This is a genomic window from Pseudomonas sp. Q1 (genome assembly GCF_009935975.1).
Taxonomy (GTDB): domain Bacteria; phylum Pseudomonadota; class Gammaproteobacteria; order Pseudomonadales; family Pseudomonadaceae; genus Aquipseudomonas; species Aquipseudomonas palleroniana.
The window spans coordinates 152,192-168,764 of sequence record NZ_QODI01000002.1 but is presented as its reverse complement, the minus strand read 5'-3'; the positions used below and the strand labels follow the sequence as shown (position 1 = coordinate 168,764).

At 56.7% G+C, this 16,573-nt stretch carries 30 protein-coding genes; 16 read left to right on the top strand and 14 right to left on the bottom strand.

Annotation, left to right across the window (positions count from 1 at the left end; genetic code table 11):
• Positions 1 to 108 precede the first annotated feature (108 nt).
• The 12 genes from DK870_RS03700 to DK870_RS03645 all read right to left on the bottom strand — a co-directional run bounded on the left by DK870_RS03700 (position 109) and on the right by DK870_RS03645 (position 7,495).
• Positions 109 to 627: a hypothetical protein gene (locus DK870_RS03700; RefSeq protein WP_161547964.1), complete on the bottom strand. Its 519-nt coding sequence runs from the start codon at positions 625 to 627 to the stop codon at positions 109 to 111.
• Positions 628 to 933: 306 nt separating this feature from the next.
• On the bottom strand, positions 934 to 1,455 hold the full coding sequence (locus tag DK870_RS03695; protein WP_161547963.1) for a hypothetical protein: 522 nt from the start codon (positions 1,453 to 1,455) through the stop codon (positions 934 to 936).
• 158 nt (positions 1,456 to 1,613) lie between these two features.
• Positions 1,614 to 2,294 carry a hypothetical protein gene (locus DK870_RS03690; RefSeq protein WP_161547962.1) on the bottom strand — a complete coding sequence of 227 codons (681 nt, stop codon included), beginning with the start codon at positions 2,292 to 2,294 and terminating at the stop codon, positions 1,614 to 1,616.
• The gene (locus DK870_RS03685) at positions 2,291 to 2,932 is read right to left on the bottom strand and encodes a recombination protein NinG (RefSeq protein ID WP_161547961.1); all 642 of its coding nucleotides are present in this window, start codon (positions 2,930 to 2,932) and stop codon (positions 2,291 to 2,293) included. Before DK870_RS03685 ends, DK870_RS03690 begins: the two co-directional genes overlap by 4 nt.
• Positions 2,933 to 3,349, bottom strand: a complete 417-nt coding sequence (locus DK870_RS03680) for a recombination protein NinB (protein WP_161547960.1) — start codon at positions 3,347 to 3,349, stop codon at positions 2,933 to 2,935.
• Positions 3,346 to 3,822 carry a hypothetical protein gene (locus DK870_RS03675; protein WP_161547959.1) on the bottom strand — a complete coding sequence of 159 codons (477 nt, stop codon included), beginning with the start codon at positions 3,820 to 3,822 and terminating at the stop codon, positions 3,346 to 3,348. Before DK870_RS03675 ends, DK870_RS03680 begins: the two co-directional genes overlap by 4 nt.
• Entirely contained in the window at positions 3,819 to 4,361 is a 543-nt protein-coding gene (locus DK870_RS03670; RefSeq protein WP_161547958.1) for a hypothetical protein, read from the bottom strand. Before DK870_RS03670 ends, DK870_RS03675 begins: the two co-directional genes overlap by 4 nt.
• Positions 4,358 to 5,071, bottom strand: coding sequence for a replication protein P (locus tag DK870_RS03665; protein WP_161547957.1), 714 nt, complete (start codon positions 5,069 to 5,071; stop codon positions 4,358 to 4,360). The genes DK870_RS03670 and DK870_RS03665 overlap by 4 nt, the downstream gene beginning before the upstream one ends.
• A complete protein-coding gene (locus DK870_RS03660; RefSeq protein WP_161547956.1) occupies positions 5,068 to 5,862 on the bottom strand; it encodes a Pyocin large subunit-like protein in 795 nt (264 codons plus the stop codon). Before DK870_RS03660 ends, DK870_RS03665 begins: the two co-directional genes overlap by 4 nt.
• Entirely contained in the window at positions 5,862 to 6,683 is an 822-nt protein-coding gene (locus DK870_RS03655; RefSeq protein ID WP_161547955.1) for a Rha family transcriptional regulator, read from the bottom strand. The genes DK870_RS03660 and DK870_RS03655 overlap by 1 nt, the downstream gene beginning before the upstream one ends.
• 69 nt (positions 6,684 to 6,752) lie before the next feature.
• Entirely contained in the window at positions 6,753 to 7,178 is a 426-nt protein-coding gene (locus DK870_RS03650; RefSeq protein ID WP_065905519.1) for a phage regulatory CII family protein, read from the bottom strand.
• Positions 7,179 to 7,258: 80 nt separating this feature from the next.
• Complete coding sequence (locus DK870_RS03645) at positions 7,259 to 7,495, bottom strand: hypothetical protein (protein WP_017479602.1); 237 nt, start codon at positions 7,493 to 7,495, stop codon at positions 7,259 to 7,261.
• Between the two features lie 112 nt (positions 7,496 to 7,607).
• Here DK870_RS03645 and DK870_RS03640 point away from each other — a divergent pair, with 112 nt between their 5' ends.
• From DK870_RS03640 to DK870_RS03615, 6 genes are all read left to right on the top strand, one after another.
• Positions 7,608 to 8,444: a S24 family peptidase gene (locus DK870_RS03640; RefSeq protein ID WP_161548167.1), complete on the top strand. Its 837-nt coding sequence runs from the start codon at positions 7,608 to 7,610 to the stop codon at positions 8,442 to 8,444.
• Between the two features lie 4 nt (positions 8,445 to 8,448).
• On the top strand, positions 8,449 to 8,688 hold the full coding sequence (locus DK870_RS03635; RefSeq protein WP_161547954.1) for a hypothetical protein: 240 nt from the start codon (positions 8,449 to 8,451) through the stop codon (positions 8,686 to 8,688).
• Between the two features lie 403 nt (positions 8,689 to 9,091).
• Entirely contained in the window at positions 9,092 to 9,496 is a 405-nt protein-coding gene (locus DK870_RS03630) for a hypothetical protein (RefSeq protein WP_161547953.1), read from the top strand.
• Entirely contained in the window at positions 9,496 to 9,813 is a 318-nt protein-coding gene (locus DK870_RS03625; protein WP_119739681.1) for a hypothetical protein, read from the top strand. The genes DK870_RS03630 and DK870_RS03625 overlap by 1 nt, the downstream gene beginning before the upstream one ends.
• 143 nt (positions 9,814 to 9,956) lie before the next feature.
• On the top strand, positions 9,957 to 10,175 hold the full coding sequence (locus tag DK870_RS03620) for a hypothetical protein (protein ID WP_161547952.1): 219 nt from the start codon (positions 9,957 to 9,959) through the stop codon (positions 10,173 to 10,175).
• Positions 10,176 to 10,329: 154 nt separating this feature from the next.
• Positions 10,330 to 10,812, top strand: a complete 483-nt coding sequence (locus tag DK870_RS03615) for a hypothetical protein (protein ID WP_161547951.1) — start codon at positions 10,330 to 10,332, stop codon at positions 10,810 to 10,812.
• A 49-nt stretch (positions 10,813 to 10,861) separates the two neighbouring features.
• On the opposite strand, the gene DK870_RS03610 is transcribed toward DK870_RS03615, so the two are convergent.
• Positions 10,862 to 11,173 carry a DUF1654 domain-containing protein gene (locus tag DK870_RS03610; protein WP_161547950.1) on the bottom strand — a complete coding sequence of 104 codons (312 nt, stop codon included), beginning with the start codon at positions 11,171 to 11,173 and terminating at the stop codon, positions 10,862 to 10,864.
• A 549-nt stretch (positions 11,174 to 11,722) separates the two neighbouring features.
• Between DK870_RS03610 and DK870_RS03605 the strand changes: the two genes are divergently transcribed.
• A complete protein-coding gene (locus DK870_RS03605; RefSeq protein WP_161547949.1) occupies positions 11,723 to 11,905 on the top strand; it encodes a hypothetical protein in 183 nt (60 codons plus the stop codon).
• Positions 11,906 to 11,914: 9 nt separating this feature from the next.
• On the opposite strand, the gene DK870_RS03600 is transcribed toward DK870_RS03605, so the two are convergent.
• Positions 11,915 to 12,172 carry a hypothetical protein gene (locus DK870_RS03600; protein ID WP_161547948.1) on the bottom strand — a complete coding sequence of 86 codons (258 nt, stop codon included), beginning with the start codon at positions 12,170 to 12,172 and terminating at the stop codon, positions 11,915 to 11,917.
• Between the two features lie 109 nt (positions 12,173 to 12,281).
• On the opposite strand from DK870_RS03600, the gene DK870_RS03595 reads away from it, so the two are divergent.
• The 9 genes from DK870_RS03595 (at position 12,282) to DK870_RS03560 (ending at position 16,568) form a co-directional block, all read left to right on the top strand.
• Positions 12,282 to 12,497 carry a hypothetical protein gene (locus DK870_RS03595; RefSeq protein ID WP_161547947.1) on the top strand — a complete coding sequence of 72 codons (216 nt, stop codon included), beginning with the start codon at positions 12,282 to 12,284 and terminating at the stop codon, positions 12,495 to 12,497.
• A 100-nt stretch (positions 12,498 to 12,597) separates the two neighbouring features.
• Complete coding sequence (locus DK870_RS03590; RefSeq protein ID WP_161547946.1) at positions 12,598 to 12,849, top strand: hypothetical protein; 252 nt, start codon at positions 12,598 to 12,600, stop codon at positions 12,847 to 12,849.
• A 25-nt stretch (positions 12,850 to 12,874) separates the two neighbouring features.
• Positions 12,875 to 13,306: a hypothetical protein gene (locus tag DK870_RS03585; protein WP_161547945.1), complete on the top strand. Its 432-nt coding sequence runs from the start codon at positions 12,875 to 12,877 to the stop codon at positions 13,304 to 13,306.
• A complete protein-coding gene (locus DK870_RS03580) occupies positions 13,303 to 13,494 on the top strand; it encodes a hypothetical protein (RefSeq protein ID WP_161547944.1) in 192 nt (63 codons plus the stop codon). The genes DK870_RS03585 and DK870_RS03580 overlap by 4 nt, the downstream gene beginning before the upstream one ends.
• On the top strand, positions 13,491 to 13,640 hold the full coding sequence (locus DK870_RS29305; protein ID WP_178126853.1) for a hypothetical protein: 150 nt from the start codon (positions 13,491 to 13,493) through the stop codon (positions 13,638 to 13,640). The genes DK870_RS03580 and DK870_RS29305 overlap by 4 nt, the downstream gene beginning before the upstream one ends.
• Entirely contained in the window at positions 13,637 to 14,008 is a 372-nt protein-coding gene (locus DK870_RS29580) for a prominin family protein (protein WP_256679805.1), read from the top strand. The genes DK870_RS29305 and DK870_RS29580 overlap by 4 nt, the downstream gene beginning before the upstream one ends.
• A 162-nt stretch (positions 14,009 to 14,170) precedes the next feature.
• Complete coding sequence (locus DK870_RS03570) at positions 14,171 to 15,265, top strand: hypothetical protein (protein WP_161547943.1); 1,095 nt, start codon at positions 14,171 to 14,173, stop codon at positions 15,263 to 15,265.
• Complete coding sequence (locus tag DK870_RS03565; protein WP_161547942.1) at positions 15,265 to 16,008, top strand: hypothetical protein; 744 nt, start codon at positions 15,265 to 15,267, stop codon at positions 16,006 to 16,008. The genes DK870_RS03570 and DK870_RS03565 overlap by 1 nt, the downstream gene beginning before the upstream one ends.
• Entirely contained in the window at positions 16,005 to 16,568 is a 564-nt protein-coding gene (locus DK870_RS03560) for a siphovirus Gp157 family protein (protein WP_161547941.1), read from the top strand. The genes DK870_RS03565 and DK870_RS03560 overlap by 4 nt, the downstream gene beginning before the upstream one ends.
• Positions 16,569 to 16,573 lie beyond the last annotated feature (5 nt).

Sequence of the window (16,573 nt, the reverse complement as noted above, 5' to 3'; positions counted from 1 at the left end):
CGTGGGGCATGTTTGAAATAAGTCAGCCCCGGCAGCACTCCCAGCTCAGAGCGATGGGTGTGGCGGGGCCGAAAACAAAAAGGCCCGCAACGTGGAGGGCCATTATTTTCAGATGGTCTTGGGAGGATTCAGGGCAGCCCAAAGCAGCGCCTTGCCTCTGACCAGGTCCACATGAGCGAGGCTCAGCAACTTGGAGTCAGCGAACGAGTGACCCGCGACCAAGTTGTCGATCTCCTGGAAAATGCCTTCCAGCGCTTGGACTTTCTTGAGGATCAGTTCTTCGTGTTCGTCGCGGGCCTTTGCCACTGCGGCGCGGACGTCCTCAAGTGGAATGCCGACACCCGATGGATGGGCCTTCTTGCAAAGAAGCATGTGGTCGGTGTAAACCGCACCGTATACACGCCCATCAGCGTGATAAAAGTCGCCAGAGCCCTGGCCACACAGACCGATCAGGATCGAGCTTACAGTCTTGGGATGATCGGTATTGAGCAGCCCAATAGTCGTGGATAGGAATGCTGAGGGACTGACCGGTGCGAGGCGGACGAGAGCGCTCGACAGGCTGCTCAAGCTGCCGCTGATCAACGAATCAATCACTGCCTGGGTAGCGCGATCTACTTGTTCGGACATTTGCTGTGCCTCATAACGAGAAAAGCCCCAGCGAATGCTGAGGCCATGAATAGGTGTGCGCGTCTTTCCGCGCTGTCTGCCAAAGACGATCCCAGCGTCGACGCCCCGATGCATCGATCTCGCTGATCTGGTCTCGCACCACCCTGGAAGCACAGTGAGGTCAGGGCGCACGGGCTGCCGGTGTTGTTCTCGTACGTCGCACTACCGGCTATCGACGTCCAGGCCTTCCCGAAGGCTATCCTGGCTACAGGTGAATTTGAGGCAATAAAAAACCCGGCTCAGTGGCCGGGCTCTTTGAATGAAGCTTCAACCGAAAATTGATTCATCCATTGAGTCAATCACATCCAGCGCAATCGCCTCATAAAGATTCTTCAATTCGCTTTCCGCGAATGCGAAAGAAATAGAGAAATCAAACCAGCCTTCGCTCGTTTTCAGGCGAGCCAAGTAGCCATCCTTGGACTTTCCAAGTCGCAGCTGGATGATCAGAGCTTTTTTCGGTAACGAGATAGGTGACTCATCGACGACAAGGCGAATAGCAAACTCAACTTGCAAATCGGAACCGCTAAACGAAGGCCCGAGTACCTGCTTGAATTTGCCCGACTCCATGACGCCAACCTGACAGTAGGCTTCTTCTGGCTTACCTGGCGTGGCGAACTTCTGCCCAGCCAAGCCAACGTGATGCTCAAAACCTCGATAAATACTGTATGCCTTCGTCTGAAGATCACTCCAGTAAGCATCCTGCGCTGTTTTATGCTTGGCGTACGCGTTTCGAATGTCCGAAAAATCAGTCAAGGCGCCTTCCTCTAGCAAATCAATGAGAAAGGCCATAGTAGGTCACCAAGTTTTTTAACAGAAGGGTAATAACGAAAAACCCCGACACGATGGCCGGGGTTCTTGTAACTCAGTCCTACACACGCAGGAATGACAGGATGGGTGAATAATGCGACATGGCGACATGATATTGCAAGCCCTTTTGAGGGACTATTTCACGCCGCTTCGCACTCCAGCACTCCCACGACCTCAAGCATGTGCTGTGCATCGACCAAAGCCTCGTCCACCATCGACTCAAGCGCCCCCTTGATGGTCTTATTCCAGCGCTGATAGGTGCGCTCCGTCAGGCCTTGGGAATCCCAGTTCGTCATGTCGTAGTTCGAATCGGCGAGGACGATCATCTCACCCGGCTTCGTTTCAGCCACTGACCTGGCGTGCTTGTTGGCGCGGGCAGCATCGGCGTCGGCCGCTTTGTTGCGCCAATCCCACTGGCCCTCATCCTTGTTTTCCCGATGCTTTGGAGCTTTGACCTCGACCACTGCGCGCTGGATGCCTTTCGACTGTTGCGGCACAGCCCAGACCAGAACCGCCTGCTGAGTGAAGCGCAGTGGCGCAGGCGAAGGCACAACCGCTACAAGCCGCCCAATGGAATCGATCTTGCGCCCGCGGTGGGTGCTGTACTTCGCCACCAGTGCGTTCCAGTGGCGCGGGCTGAGCTGGGCGTGCAGCAGCTTGTGCACGATGCAGTCGGCGAGCAATGCCGCATCCTTACCGGTGATCTCGCCCTTCAGTTTACTGGTCTGCACTCGCGGCTCGACGTTGCAACCCCCGCCGCTGTTGATTGTTTCCGCTGCCAGAGCGCGGACGACTGCAGAAATGACGTTTTGGTAGTTCATGCTGCAGCCCTCTTGAGTTCTCTGGTCTTTGCCCGGTATTCGGCGGTGATAGCTTTCAGTTGCTCTACGGTTTCTTTGCGCGGCGTGTGGTCGGATTCCAGCGCCTCGACAGCTTCCAGCCCTATGCGGGCGATCAGGCCAGTTCGGAAACCCTGAGAAACGGTGTAGCCCTTGCGGGCGTGCATGTAGGAACCCGAGTTACAGGCCTTGCACTGAAGCCATATGTTGGTTGGCTGAAGGCGCAGCTCTGGGCGGGCTCCCTTACCCATGAAGTGGCCACCGTCAAATGCGCCGCCGACCTTCCAGCCCTGGGCAGCCAGGATCGATTCCTGCGACTCGCCGCAACTGATGCACCCACTGCCAATGCTCAGTTCGTAGGTGCGGCGGTAATCGCGCACAGCCTTCTCGGCGTCCTTCATGTGGTCGGCGCGACTTTTCAGGGCCTCCTTGCGCACCTTGATTTCCTTGCGCTCGATGTCAGCCAGCGCCTTGCGTGCCTTCGGCTCATGCCTGGGCGCGTCGATCATTGCGCAGGCCGGACTGCACACCGACTGCCCCATCCGCGAAGGGACGAATGAGGCCCTGCACGTAGCAACTCGGCATTTCTTCGGCTTGGCCGGCTTCCTTTCGATGGCCATTTAATAACGCCCTCCCCAATTGTCCTTTTGTGTCCAGCGCACCTGGTGCTCGGCGCCAAAGCAATGAACCCACTCGATCAACTCGCCGCACTGCTTCACGGTGAGCTTGCTGGTGCGCTCGTAGATGACGTCGAAGCCGTTGCCGTCCACCGCCGGGATCATCTGCGGCTGGTCGCCCGACTCGCGCAGCCAGGCGGCGGTCAGCAGGCGCTTCCAGATCAGGACATCCCACTTCTTCCCGGCGTGCTCGACCTGGGCGGCGATATCGGCCAGAGCCGCGTGCAGCGCCTTGTTCTGCTCCCCGCTGCGGTCCACTTCGGTGATGGCCAGCTTCTTGGGCTTGGCCAGATCGAGCCCGGCGATGTAGCACATAGCCTTGTTGCGGTCTGATTCGTTGCGGATCTGGAGGCTGGTCATGCTGCAACCTCCGCCAAAGGCTCGATGTTGCGCCGAGCCAAAAGATGGTCGCGCGAGATAAAGGCGTCGACGACGAAGCCGCCAAGGTCGATCGCCAGCGGAATACCCTCTCCGCGCCCGCGCGCCACGTAATATTTGCGGTCGTCGCGCCCCTGCACCGGGTCGAATACGAAGTAGCCCTCGTCGGTGACCTCGATCAGGATCTGGTGGTTACCGCCCTCGATGTTGAGCGAAGGTGAGGTGCACAGATAAGCGCCCTCATCGGCCAGCGACGGGCAGTCCACGCTGAAGAAAGCCGTGTATTCAACGCCGAGTCGCTCCAGCATCTGCCGCAAGGTCAGATCCCCGTCGCGATAGGGCTTGTGCATCTCTTCGATGACTTCCTGTGCCGGCCGACCAACGATCATTGCCATGCAGGTCGACACGCAGCTGTACGGGCACGGTTGCATTTGGTGAGTGATGATCGGGCTCATGACTGCTCTCCCTTGCCCATGGCGGCGTCGATTCGTTCAACAGTGACGCGCCAGTCGCCAATTTCCACACCGCCGTTCGTTACGCCCTCTTCGGTGACTACACTGCGCCCGGAATTCAATTCACTAGCAACGCTGATCAGGATTCGCGAGCATGCCGACCAGATCGCCGCACCCTGCTCGTCCGACTGCAGCTGAGTCATGGCGCGCTCAACGATCTGCCACTTATCCGCGTCCTTGCGCAGCGCCTCGTTCTCGGCCTTGAGCTGGTCTCGCTCGGCCAGCAGGTTTGTCGCAGCTTCGACGGTTCCACCGTGATGCTCCAGCAGGATCAGCTGTTTGCATTCCGTGTTCAGTCGCTCGTTCTCGGCGATCAGGGCCAGGACGCGCCCAGGATCGCAAGCAGCAATGAACTCAGCATCTTGGGCACTGAAATATGGGCGCTTGAAGCACTCGGCGGCGTACCAACGGCCCTCGCCAACTTCGCCGCCCCAGTTTTTTGAAGCCGATGCCGCACGCTTCAATTCGGTGTTGTCGGTCATGTCCGTTGCTCCGTTGTCTTCTTGCCGAACTTGGCCAGCAGCAGTGCGCGGGCCGACTTGCCGTCAGTCGGGATGCCCTGCTGAAGGATTCGCGCCTGGGTCTGCTGGTTGGCCAGCTCATTGGCGAGATCGAAGTCGGTCTTCTGGCTGTCGTGGCCGATCCCGGTGAGGATCTTCCCGTTCAGCGCCTGGCCTTCCTGGGCGCGGCGGATCACCACGGCGTAGTTGTGGTCGAAGCGCTGGCGCAGGCCCTTGTCTTCCTGCTTGGCTGAGCGCAGGTCGAACAGACCCGTGGCAATGGCCGCGATCTTCACGCCTTCGTGGCTGTAGGTCCCCATCAGAGCCTCCACCCATGCCCCGGCAGCCGAGGGCATGCCGAAGTCTTCAGGGCTCGGCACGCACATCGCGATGAACTCCCCCACGCTTGGAGCGAACGGCTTCTTGAGCTTGCGGCACTTCTGGATACCGAACTCGATCTGCTCCAGGGTGCGTATGCCCTCGTCGGCGAACTCCTTGATCCATTCGGCCTTGGCAGCATCGAGCGCTTCGGTGGACGGCCAAGCCTGGCGCCATGCAGGGAAGATCCCACGCAGACGGCGGAACAGGTCGTTCACCACCTCGACAGTTTGCGGCGTGATGTCGAGCGGCTGGACATGGCTTTCAGCGGGCAGGTTGCCCATGGTCGCCATCAGTTGGTTGACCGGCTTCATGGGCGGACCACGAGGCCGTCAGCCCACGCGTTGCTGTTGAAGTCAGGCTCGCCAGACTGAGGCCTCGGGGTGAACTGGTGAACGTTGCTACCGAGCGGCGCCGGGTCTGGCACTTCGTCTTCCCAGCGCTTGCCGTTAATCCATGTCGATGGGTGCGGGATGAACTGGCCGTTGTCCTTGGTCCAGTCTGTCGTGAGGCACTGCGCGCCCAGGGCCTGAATCAAAGAATCGAATAACTCGTTGGTCAGCTTGAGCTTGTCCCACGCCTTGCGTGCAGCCTCCTTGCCCACCTTGCGTGGATACAGGGCCCAGAACTGCGCGAACAACTCAGCGTGATCGACCGCATCATCGCCATAAGGCTTTTGTTCTTTATCTTCTCTTCTCTTCTCTTCTCTGGTCCGCAATTTGTCCGCATCACTAGCGGACACATTGCGGACATTCTTTGCCTTTCTGTCGTTGCGCTTGCGCTCGTTATCGTTGGCGCGGCGCTTAGCGCTGGCCCCGTTATGCTCTTCAAAGCGAGGCATTACGAGGCTTCCATCGTCTTGGATACCCGCCCATTCCACGTCAATCATGGCCTGGGTAAAACCTGGCCAGCCCACCACCGCATCCATCGCGTCGACGGTGTAGCCAACCAGCACGCCATCATCACAATGGGTGTCGAAGATGCTCCAAGCGATATGCAGTCCGCCGATGATCCGCAACCTGTCCGCTTTCAATGCGGACACCATGCGGAACACTTTCGGATGCGTCTGAAGGTCTATTCGCATTTTGATCCAGTCCCCGGCCATTACGCGGCCCTCATTGCTTTGTCGTGGGTGAACAGGCCGTCCCAGCTCTTCTTCATGGGCAGTTCGTTGGCCAGGTACAGGTCATACAGGCGTGCGGCGCCCTTCTTCAGCAGGATCGGCGTGTAGGAGATGAAGGGGTCTTTGCCGTGAGGGGTGACTTCGTGCTGATGCTCAGTCATGTACTTGTCGCGCGCGTAGGAGCCAACACGGTGACGTAGGCCGGACTTGCTCTCGTTGTAGAGCCAGCTCCGCGCTTCCAGGTACTTGCCCACCTGCATAACGTTGACCCCATTGAGGCCTTTGCAGAACTGGGTGTGGGTCATGCCCTCCTTGAACAGGTTCTCCAAGGAGTGGATCTTGGTTGCTTGAGCCTGCACCTCAACGCTCAACTGAAGGCGAGCCTGTTCAGCCGCCTGCTTCTGCTCTACCTCGTCCGCCCATGCGCGGGCAGCCGCTGCCGGATTTGAGAAGTCAGGGAGGGTTGCAATGACACGGCCACCTTCCAGTTCTCGCCAGCGCTTGATAACGGCCATGCGCATTGCCGCGCTGTAGCCGGTGAGAAGGCAGTCGGTATGCTCCCGGTCGAGCAAATACTCCGTCTGCTGGCGGTTCATCGTGTCCAAATAGATCCGTCCAAAACTGGACGCATCTTCTTCGAGTTCGCCAAGCATCTTTTCCACGTCGCGCTTAACGTGCTGATGTTGCTTGCCGGTCAATTCGGCGATTTCCCGAGACGACATTGTCCGCGCCACGTTTTGCGATTGCACAAAACGTGGCGCGAGATTGTTGGGGCTATTGATCGATTCTGTGTATTGGTGCATGATTCGCTCCAGTTGTTTACCGCTGTAGAAAAAGCCACCCTCGTCCGGTGGCTTTTTTGTGTCTGTAATTCAGGCCGCCTTCACGGACTGCTTGAACACTTCCAGGCTGACGATCACTTCCTCAGCCTCCTTGAGCAGTTCGGATTTCTCGCGAGAGCAAACGCGACCATCGGCCTGGGCGTCGAACGCAAGGCGGGTCACATCGGCCAGGTCGGCGTGCAGGCGCAGCAGTGCTGTGTTGAGGTTGATGCCCTCGGGCTTTTCCTTCGGCACCAAGTCGAAGCCAAAAGCCTCAGCCCATGCCTTCAGTGGGCGGAAGTCCTGGGTGAACTTCATAATCCGGTGCAGCTCCTGGACGTTCAGCTTGTGGCTGTCGTAGTCCGGGTTCGCTTTCTGGGAAAGCAGTGTCTTCGAAGAGAAGCTGGCACCCTCTGCAATCCGCCCTGCCCCGTGGTCGTCCACCACGTCATAGATCGCCTTCATCAATTCCTGCATGTAACACCTCGAAATTCTTTACGTGGCGCCCTGCAGGTGCAGAGGCGATCATTTGCTCAATGGAACGGCGGACAGGGATGTCAGGCGGCGCCGCGTAGGACTTTGTGCGCCAGGTCGAGAAGATCCGGTCGCAAACCTGCGATGGTGATCTCTCCACCTGATGCGTCCTGAAGGCGCTCTGCTAGGTCGGCCGAGGCTTTTCGGTGACCGCCTGCCAGCTGCCACAGGTGCCCTACCGTCGTCTTGGCAGCAGCAGCCACTGACTGGCGCCGTTCGTTTGAAGCGCTGGCGAGCCAGTCACGCAGATGGTCATTCATGGGATCTCTCCTTAAACATAGGAGAAATTTAGCTTATGGCTAATATATCAGCAAGGAATATTTAGCTTTGAGCACATTTAGCATTGAGCTAAACGCTGGCATTCTTGCCCGCATGGATATTTATGCGATTCGCAAGCAGAAACTGATCAGCCTCATAGGAACCCAGCGGAAAGGCGCATGCGCCGAGCGCTGGGGGATGGCCCCTGCGCACCTGAGCCAGATTTTGTCGGACAAGACTGCGAAGAATTTGGGAGACGACGTAGCGCGGAGAATTGAGGCGATCGAGAAGCTGCCCAGAGGTTGGTTTGATTCCCTATCTCTGGGCGAGTCGATGACTTTGGGCGACGATCAGATATCGGGCGACGACCCAGGTGAGGCGTCAGCGCAAACCGCAGCGGACCAGATAAAGCAGATGCTTTCGAGGGTCAAAGGATTGACGAGCACTGCTCGTGACCGGATCATCGCGGCGGCTGACGAGACAAGTAACGTCATTACCGTCGACTTCTCTCGCCCTGGCCAGGTCGGCGATGAAGTGTGGATTGCCCACTACGACGTGCGCGCAGCGATGGGCGGCGGTCAAATTCCGCATGAATACCCGGAAATGCTCCAGGACATACGGGTCAGCCCTAAGCACCTGCGTGACCTGGGCGTCACCTTCAAAGAACACTTCCATCTCAAGATGATCACCGGCTGGGGTCAGTCGATGGCTCCAACCATCAAGGATCGCGACCCGCTACTGGTCGACATCACGATCCGGGAGTTCTCCGGCGATGGCATCTACCTCTTCTCCCACGACGAGATGCTGTACGTGAAGCGCCTTCAAAAGAAAGGCAAGGATCGCTTCAAGATGATTTCGGACAACAAGCATCACGCCCCAGAGGACATTCGAGTGGATGACACCCATATCCTGGCCCGGGTGCTTTATGTCTGGAACGGACAACCGGTGTGACGCTATGTCCCTGACCAAGCCAAACCAAGACCTAAAGCGCGACCTGCAAGGCGTCGCCTCCGACCTCAAGTGGTCAGCCGTAGAGCTGATGAGGATTGCGGAGCGGCTGAGCCTTGCCGGGAATGAGGCGGACGCCCAAGCCGTGCTGAAGATGTGCACTGTGCTTCATGCGGACGAGGATCGGCTGGCTGGGTATGCGGATGAGGTGAAGGCGGGGCAAATAGTTCGGCGCAAGTCCGAATAGGCGCATGGTTCGACGCGGCAAGATGTTGTAATAGTAAACTTATTTCTTATAGCTTTTCGCACAAGAAGGGAATCATAGTGGTCGATACAGTTGAGGAAAGTTTGCCTGATGAGTCGCAAGTTGCTGACGAGCCAGCAGAACACAAAGCTTTGAAGGTGCCCAAAGATGCTTTTGAGGGGTTTCTTGAGCGGATGAGGCCTGAGAGGACGTGCTCATTCTGCTCCTCCGGTAAGTATCAGGTTGCACCATCTCCGACAGGGGAAACTGCTGGCGTGGTTGCGACTCCTGTTCCTAATTTACCTAAAATTGGGGTCTGGTTTTTTGCCGCTAGCTGCGATTTTTGCGGCGATACAAGATTTTTCCACACGGGGATATCCTTTAAAGCTATGTCGAGTGACCACCCATGAGCGCTGTTATGGAGTCATCTAGATATTTTGATTTGGTGGAAACTGAAATTCCTACTCAGGGGAAGGTCTCCTTTGCGCATGGTTTTTTCATGACTGTTGAAAACATAGAGGTTTCTCATACAATTAGGTTTTCGCCAGTTGATGAGCGGTTTCGCATGTATACTGAGTGGGTAGCACCCAACGCAGCTATGGAGCGAAAGAAGATGATTAAAGCCTTGCTTCACATTGACTTGATTGATATCCCTGTGATGATTGGGTCGGCTTTTTTCTTCAGCTCGGTGGCCGGTGTCTGCTGGAGCGTTGCGTCAGCGGTTCCGTCTCCAGTCGGCTTGGGAATCGCTGCATCCATCTGTGGCTTAGCGATAGGTAAGTTTGTTTCTGCGAAAGCAAGGAATGCTTGATGACCGTTTTTGAAGCCGCGGACATTGTTTTTAAGAATCTACAACCAATAAATTCAGCTGTGGGCTTCTTAGCTGGAATGATCCTGTTCGGCTGCTATAAATGCGATACGTCGCGCGCCTTTGAATGCGTGGCAAAGGCATTCACTTTCACGACTCTGCCAAGCGGTTTCGCATTTGTATTCACCTCTGGCTATCCAGCTTACGTTTCCAAGATTCCAGACGTAACAGCTGCTTTCTTTGTTGGCGGGTGTGCACTGGTCATAATGCCGTTTGTTGTCAGTAAGAAAATTTCCGAGGCAATGAATCGCACCCGATGAAATAGCCTGTTCTTCTGGAAATGTCCGGCTAAGCGCCGGGCTTCTTGTTTCTGGACCAGCCCCCTTCGGTCAATCTGGCGATCAGCGGGCATTACTCCGTATCCTCATCGGCTAAAATTGGGCTGAGCTATGGAGGGATTCCCATGGACAAGTCGAAAACCGCAGAAGAGATTAGAGCGCTCCTGCTCTCCCAGCGCCCCGACCTGAAAGATGAGCTTGCTAAGATTTCTGATCTTGAGGTGCTGCAGCTAATGGCGTGCGCCTACAAAAGCGCGATTGATATCCAAGAAGCCGAACTGGTTGAGATCGATAGGCTACTGGACGAGGCTGCCAAAGCGCTCTTTTCCCCTGTACTCCACTGATCTGCCCGCGCATCCAACGCAATTAACTACTCAGTAGGTGCCTGGCATGTTAACGACCAGCCCACTTGGTTGTTGCGCACCCTCCCCCTGGATGCCAATGGTGGCTGTACGCCACGAATGGTAAAGTGCTGGCTCAATTATGGGAGGGATCCAAATGCGAGTGCTGCCGATTTTCTTAACCGCCGCGCTATTGTTTTTTTCGGCAGGAGCTGTGGCCGGGGTCTTTGGGGATAAGACCGATCGATTTACTGGATCTCGAGTAGTGGCGTGGACCACTATTCCATCTGAGGCGGAAACATTTGCGGTTTCGACTTTCGCTTTTTATCCAAAGGGCCAGGCCAAGCCCTACCAGTACCAGGTTCAGTTGATCACTTATGCCGACTCAATGCAGTACAACGACTGCAATCAAGTTGACTGGCTTGTTGATGGACAATCCGCTCCGTACCTGACGACCAAATACAGCGCTGATCGGTCTGCATCGGCAGCAATCGAGAGATTCGACTTAATTCTTGATCGTGCGGCACTACAGAAGATCGCTACGGCCAAGCTTGTTGAGTTCAAGGTATGCGGCACGGAAAGCTCAATCAATGAGGCGGATATGGCCGGACTCAAAAGGGTTTACACAGAGACTGAATGACCATCAAGGAATACAAGAGGCCCGCCGAATGCGGGCTTTTTCATGCCTATCAGAAAGGCGCCGCCTCTTCTTCTGGCTCAAACTCGACCTCTCCCCTCCCTGCCACCTCGACTTCCTGCTGCTCCCACCTCACCGTCACGCTGCCGTCGTCATTGAGCGTCAACTCAAGCTCGTCAGTGTCAGCGATCACGCTCAGCACCTCTTCCCACTCTCGATCCCCGTCCGTGTCCAGACGATGAATCGTCACCCAGCGCTGCGCCTGCGCGACCGGGTGATTGATCATCGATGAGACGCGCAGCGCGAGGCGCTCCATGCCGCTCATTTCCTGCTTTGCTGCCAGTGCCGCCTGCTTCTTTGCCATGAAATCCCCTCCCAGTTAAATACTGTATATCCATACAGCAAATGGAAAAATCATAGCTCACTGCTAACTGGCGCGTAAAGCGCTTATGGACCCCAGCCAGCGGCGCGGCGAGACCTGGCGAATGGAATTAATTTCGCCCATCGCTAAATATTTAGCTTGGAGCTATTGACGATATTTTAGCTTGAGGCTAAATTAACTCCATCGCAGCGACACACAGCCACTGCGAAGGGCCTCCGCCCGACGCTCTTTAACAACCTGAAATCTTCGCGGATCGATCCCTGGAAACGGGAAGCCCTTGAGGCATCGCCAATACGGCGAACAGCGCGAAAAACAAATTCGATCCCCATGCCAGCTCTGGAACTGGCCGTGCTCACCAGATGTGAGTACGCGAAACCACGCAAGCCGGTCGGCGAAGAACACCGTCCACGAAATGTGTGACGCCGGCCAGAGATACGAATCGGGCGATGCGCGTGGTGGAGATGAAACACCCACAGATTTACTGATGCCGCTTCTATGAGGCGGCATTGGAAATCAACGGAGGACATCGGAATGACAAGTCTGAATTTGCAAACCGCGGTGATGGCGATCACGAAAGTACAAGTGGCTCACGAATGCTCCGAGCTCGACGCCATCACCATGATGCAAGGTGCGGCGGCAGCGGCTGGCGACGAAGCCTCACTTGAGGTCCTCTGCGAAATCAAAAGCGAACTGCTGGAGCTCAGCGGGCTATGACGGACCTCATCACTGAGCAGCCTTCTTGCGAGGGCTGCTTGGGATGACAACCGAGCCCTGGAGGGCGACGCAATGTTCAACTTCACCAGCACAGAAGAAAACGGCAAGACCATCGCCCGCCTGGGTTAATACAGCGCTCACTTCACCAGCAGCGCTCGAAACACTCGGATCACAGCGGTCGTGATCGCTGATGAAGAAAGCGGAGAGTGCCGCGCTACTGGTTCGCTGTTCTACCACTACGACGCAATTTCCCAAGGCCATAGCCATTGCGACACAGGCTCCCGGCAGTACGACAACAACGTTTTGGTATGACGGACCTTTTCACTGATGCACCTGGTTACCCGGGTGCATTGGGAAAACAACCGAGGGCAAGACGATGCAAATCGAAATCGAGTTGGCCGCGCCAGCGACGCCAAACCCAGCAATCGCGGGATGGCTTCTGGTAGCGGACGAAGCTGAGCGAGCCGGCCTTTCATCCGCTGCAGTGATGTACCGCAACACCGCGCGCAGCATTGAGATCAAGCAGGAGACAGGTATCGCCGTCTGCGCATGCTGCTTCAAGCCTTTTGGCCAGGGCACGCTTCACCACTGAACAACCAGCGCCACGTCAGCACTCCTCCCCCGCGCCCATAGGCAACCAGCGGGAGGCATGAGTGTTGACGAATACAGGTGACCAAAAAGAGGAGTCAGCGATGAAAGCTGGAAATCGCATTCGAGTATCGACGTACGTCATGGGCTATGAGTGCGGTTTCGAAGACTTCACGGTCGAGGAATTCCGCTATTGCCTGGGCATTTTCAAATCCGATCAGCACCGCACCGCTGGCGACTTCACTCCGCTGTGCGAATTGTTCGAGCGTGGCCCTGAATCCGAAAACGACTACATCCCGAATTATGGGAGCTATGTCACCAACCTTGTTCAAGGCTGGTCAGATCTACCCGTCTAACCAACCCGTCACCCTGGAGGCGACCATGTCTGCATTACGCAAGACTCAGTTTCTGCACGACGAATTATTGCCGCCTCCGGTGAGCGAAGACGACCTGGCGGAAGTCGAGTGGATCGACGCGAACGCCGAGCGTCTGATGCTGGGCTATCGGGTGGAATGGGGGTTCAGCAAGTCCGAGAAGGGCGAAGTGACCCAGGCCATGTTCGCCAAGGCGGTACAGGACCACGTCAACCAGCGCCAGATTGACGGCGAGGACAAAATCGACGCACTGGGCCAGCTGGTGATCCACGCTATGGGATTCGGCAGCGCCGGCCTGATGTTGGACCTGGCGATTTATCTGCTGGGGTCTAAAACGGCCCTCAAGCAGCTCGCGGTTGACCTGCTTAAGCCTCATGCGGGGATAGCCGTTCAGCTGCAGGAAGAGCAGGACGAGCTGGAGCGGAGGGTCGGCTTTTGAGCGCCCACATCCTAATCGACGAGGCTCTCGAAGCCTTGGAGCATCCCAGTAGCGAGCGAGGCGCCCAGCGTGCCGTCCTGGAAATGATTACCAGGATGATGGAAGGCAATTCAATTTCCGTCGAAGAGTTCAACCACTACTGCAAGCGCCTGCTCAAAATCAGCCAGCGGCGCAAGGAGAATCCATGAACACCATGACCCTGGCCTTTACCCACAAATCCTGGCTCGGCGTGCTGTCGCTTGCCTACGACGCAGGTATCGAAAACGTTCACGCCTGGAGCCGCCGGATTTGCCTGTGCGGTGAATGGACAGTCGCTTATGAGGTGAAGGCGTGAGCTTCTATGAGGAGAGCGTGGCTGATGGCTCTCACTGCATGAGCTGCTGCCAACCCATCGGCGACAGTGTTGGCTTTCCGCGCTGCTGCCTTAATTGTGGTGGTGAGTGCAGCGAACCAAATCCGGCAGGTCACAAAAAGCGCATGAAGGCCGAAGCCATGCAGCGCTTTGACGGCTGGCTATCTCGAACCGGCATTGCCCACAAGAAGCACAACAACGGCTACCACGTCGTTCTGACGCTTCCCGATGGCCGAATGATCGACTGTTGGCCCAGCACGAAAAAGTGGCAGCTTCGTGGGCAGCGTATGAGCCGCAACGGTCAAGCACTGCACGAACTGGTGCTGCAGCAGCTGAGGCAGCGCCCATGACTACCCGCCAGCGCTACCGGCGCCGCGCCATCCGCCTGACCTCGGCCATCGTCGGCCTGACCTTCATCGCAGTTGTATTCCTGGGCCCCGCCATCGGCGGCCTGATCACCCAATAAATCATTTCGCACAGCGCCCACCGCAAGGATGGCGCGGGAGATAGTCATGCTCGCAGCAATTGCAGACCGCATCCGTTCCAAATCCTATGAACTTCCTCTTTCGCGGGATTACGTGCGCCACTGGGGCCTGAAAGAGGCTGTGCGCGAGTTGATCCAGAACGCCCTGGACAGTGAATCCCCTTTTGAATATGCCTTTGCGCAAGGCCAGTTGTTCATCACCAGCCGGTTCGCAAGGCTGGAGGCCAGCACCCTGGTGCTGGGCAGCACTTCCAAGTCCGACCGCGATGACGCGATTGGCAGTTTTGGCGAGGGCTACAAAATCGCCATGCTGGTACTGACCCGCAACGGCTTCGGCGTAACAGTCCTCAACGGCAACAAACAATGGGTTCCTGAGTTCAGGCACAGCGCCCAATTCGACGCCGAGGTGCTTTGCATCAACGAGACGCCGGCGCACCGGCCCAATCAGGGCGTTGAGTTCATCATTTCCGGCATCACCTCCGAACACGAGGAGGAGATCCGTGGCATGTGCCTGCGGATGCAGCCGGCAATGAGCGACGTGATCGGCAGCAAATACGGGCACATCCTGCCATCGCGGCCCGGAAAGCTGTATGTGGGCTCGCTCTACGTGTGCGACACCGAGCTGACCTACGGCTACGACATCCTGCCCGAGTATTTGAAGCTCGAACGCGACAGACAGACGGTCTGCGGATGGGATCTGAGACAGGTTTCGAAAAATGCCTGGATCGACACCGGCCAGCTCGATGAGGTGGCCGAGATGATTGAAAAAGGCATTCCGGACGTTGAATACGTCGAGTACGGGACTACCGAACTGGTGAAGGAAGCGTGCTACCGGCTCTTCCAGAAAAAACACCCAGGCGCGATAGCTGTGAAATCTCAGGAGGAACTCACAGCCCTTGTGAAAAAAGGGATGACCAACACTGTGGTCGTTCGCAGCGCCTTCCACTCACAAGTAGCCAACTCAACATCCTACCGCGAGCGGATCACTCACATTGTGGCGATCCAGACCCCACGGGACGCTCTCGAAGAGTGGTACCGCGACAATAAAAAGTACATGAGCAGGCTACCGGCGGCTTCCTTCAAAGACCTGGTTAAGCGCTCTGATGGCTGGAGGAACAAGTGATGACAAAAAACACCAGGATATGGGACGAAGTCAACCAAACCGATCCCGAAGTTACCAAGAAATTCATCGGTGCCGGTGGCTTTCAGGGCACCGCCATCAGGCCAACATACCTCATGCATCGAGCTACCGAGCTATTCGGCCCCTGCGGTGAAGGCTGGGGCTGGACTGTACTTGAGGACCGCTTCGACGAAGGCGCCCCGATCCAAGCCCCTACGAAAGAGTGGCCCGGTGCACCAATGATTTGCGCAAAGGTTCACACCGTAAAAGTTGAGCTTTGGTACACGGGCAAAGACGGGCAAAAGTGCACGATCCAGCAGTACGGCCACACCCCTTTCGTGTACCTGCAGAAGGGAAAAATCCTGACTGACTGGGATACGGCGAAGAAGTCCCTCACCGACGGCATCGGTAAATGCCTGCAAGCCTTGGGCTTCGCAGCTGACATTTACCTGGGCATGTTCGACGACCCCAGCTACGTCGACACCATCACCGAAGTGTTCGCACTCGAGAAAGCGGAAGACAAGGACGCTGAGCAGCTGCGCCAGAAGCAGGAACGCGTGGACTGGCTCGCGTCGGCCGTCGAAACCATCGGCAAAGCCGTATCTCTTCACGAATTGAATTTGATCAATGTGAAGTATCTCCGCGAAGCCACGCGCCGTAATGAAGCGTCCTTCATCAAACGCATAACCAAAGCATTCGAAGAACGCAAAGCGCAACTCGAAAACATTCAAGAGGATGCAGCATGACAAATCTCTACACACTCACCGGCCAACTCGCTGAATTGCAGGCCATGGCCGACACCGATGAAGAGGGCCTCAAGGAGGCCTTGCAGCACGCAATGGATGAGATCCAGGGCGACTTCAACATCAAAGCCGACAACATCGTCATGCTGCGCCGCAATATCGAGAGCGATGTGACGGCAATCGAAAACGAGATTGAGCGCCTGGCCGAATTGAAGCGCATCAAGTCCAACAGCGTGTCGCAAATCAGCGACTACCTGCGCCGCAATATGGAAGCCGCCAACATCAAGTCGATCAAGCGGCCACTGTTCACCATAACCCTGGCCATGGGCAGTGAGCGGGTGATCGTGGACAACGAAGACGCGGTACCGGACGAACTGACGACCGTTAAATCAAGCATCGCCCCTGACAAAAAGGCCATCGCCGTCAAGCTCAAGGAAATTCGCGACCACAACGAGGCCGTGCGCAAGCGGATTGCAGCTGGCGAGGATGCCGAACACGAACTGCTCGAAGAGCCGAAGTGGGCTCATCTTGAGCGCGGCGACAGCTCGATTCGCATCAAGTGAGGCCA

Excerpts from the sequence above, each read along its gene's own strand:
- DK870_RS03700 (WP_161547964.1), bottom strand. The coding sequence starts at position 627 with ATGTCCGAACAAGTAGATCGCGCTACCCAGGCAGTGATTGATTCGTTG.
- DK870_RS03695 (WP_161547963.1), bottom strand. The coding sequence starts at position 1,455 with ATGGCCTTTCTCATTGATTTGCTAGAGGAAGGCGCCTTGACTGATTTT.
- DK870_RS03690 (WP_161547962.1), bottom strand. The coding sequence starts at position 2,294 with ATGAACTACCAAAACGTCATTTCTGCAGTCGTCCGCGCTCTGGCAGCG.
- DK870_RS03685 (WP_161547961.1), bottom strand. The coding sequence starts at position 2,932 with ATGGCCATCGAAAGGAAGCCGGCCAAGCCGAAGAAATGCCGAGTTGCT.
- DK870_RS03680 (WP_161547960.1), bottom strand. The coding sequence starts at position 3,349 with ATGACCAGCCTCCAGATCCGCAACGAATCAGACCGCAACAAGGCTATG.
- DK870_RS03675 (WP_161547959.1), bottom strand. The coding sequence starts at position 3,822 with ATGAGCCCGATCATCACTCACCAAATGCAACCGTGCCCGTACAGCTGC.
- DK870_RS03670 (WP_161547958.1), bottom strand. The coding sequence starts at position 4,361 with ATGACCGACAACACCGAATTGAAGCGTGCGGCATCGGCTTCAAAAAAC.
- DK870_RS03665 (WP_161547957.1), bottom strand. The coding sequence starts at position 5,071 with ATGAAGCCGGTCAACCAACTGATGGCGACCATGGGCAACCTGCCCGCT.
- DK870_RS03660 (WP_161547956.1), bottom strand. The coding sequence starts at position 5,862 with ATGGCCGGGGACTGGATCAAAATGCGAATAGACCTTCAGACGCATCCG.
- DK870_RS03655 (WP_161547955.1), bottom strand. The coding sequence starts at position 6,683 with ATGCACCAATACACAGAATCGATCAATAGCCCCAACAATCTCGCGCCA.
- DK870_RS03650 (WP_065905519.1), bottom strand. The coding sequence starts at position 7,178 with ATGCAGGAATTGATGAAGGCGATCTATGACGTGGTGGACGACCACGGG.
- DK870_RS03645 (WP_017479602.1), bottom strand. The coding sequence starts at position 7,495 with ATGAATGACCATCTGCGTGACTGGCTCGCCAGCGCTTCAAACGAACGG.
- DK870_RS03640 (WP_161548167.1), top strand. The coding sequence starts at position 7,608 with ATGGATATTTATGCGATTCGCAAGCAGAAACTGATCAGCCTCATAGGA.
- DK870_RS03635 (WP_161547954.1), top strand. The coding sequence starts at position 8,449 with ATGTCCCTGACCAAGCCAAACCAAGACCTAAAGCGCGACCTGCAAGGC.
- DK870_RS03630 (WP_161547953.1), top strand. The coding sequence starts at position 9,092 with ATGAGCGCTGTTATGGAGTCATCTAGATATTTTGATTTGGTGGAAACT.
- DK870_RS03625 (WP_119739681.1), top strand. The coding sequence starts at position 9,496 with ATGACCGTTTTTGAAGCCGCGGACATTGTTTTTAAGAATCTACAACCA.
- DK870_RS03620 (WP_161547952.1), top strand. The coding sequence starts at position 9,957 with ATGGACAAGTCGAAAACCGCAGAAGAGATTAGAGCGCTCCTGCTCTCC.
- DK870_RS03615 (WP_161547951.1), top strand. The coding sequence starts at position 10,330 with ATGCGAGTGCTGCCGATTTTCTTAACCGCCGCGCTATTGTTTTTTTCG.
- DK870_RS03610 (WP_161547950.1), bottom strand. The coding sequence starts at position 11,173 with ATGGCAAAGAAGCAGGCGGCACTGGCAGCAAAGCAGGAAATGAGCGGC.
- DK870_RS03605 (WP_161547949.1), top strand. The coding sequence starts at position 11,723 with ATGACAAGTCTGAATTTGCAAACCGCGGTGATGGCGATCACGAAAGTA.
- DK870_RS03600 (WP_161547948.1), bottom strand. The coding sequence starts at position 12,172 with ATGGCTATGGCCTTGGGAAATTGCGTCGTAGTGGTAGAACAGCGAACC.
- DK870_RS03595 (WP_161547947.1), top strand. The coding sequence starts at position 12,282 with ATGCAAATCGAAATCGAGTTGGCCGCGCCAGCGACGCCAAACCCAGCA.
- DK870_RS03590 (WP_161547946.1), top strand. The coding sequence starts at position 12,598 with ATGAAAGCTGGAAATCGCATTCGAGTATCGACGTACGTCATGGGCTAT.
- DK870_RS03585 (WP_161547945.1), top strand. The coding sequence starts at position 12,875 with ATGTCTGCATTACGCAAGACTCAGTTTCTGCACGACGAATTATTGCCG.
- DK870_RS29305 (WP_178126853.1), top strand. The coding sequence starts at position 13,491 with ATGAACACCATGACCCTGGCCTTTACCCACAAATCCTGGCTCGGCGTG.
- DK870_RS03570 (WP_161547943.1), top strand. The coding sequence starts at position 14,171 with ATGCTCGCAGCAATTGCAGACCGCATCCGTTCCAAATCCTATGAACTT.
- DK870_RS03565 (WP_161547942.1), top strand. The coding sequence starts at position 15,265 with ATGACAAAAAACACCAGGATATGGGACGAAGTCAACCAAACCGATCCC.
- DK870_RS03560 (WP_161547941.1), top strand. The coding sequence starts at position 16,005 with ATGACAAATCTCTACACACTCACCGGCCAACTCGCTGAATTGCAGGCC.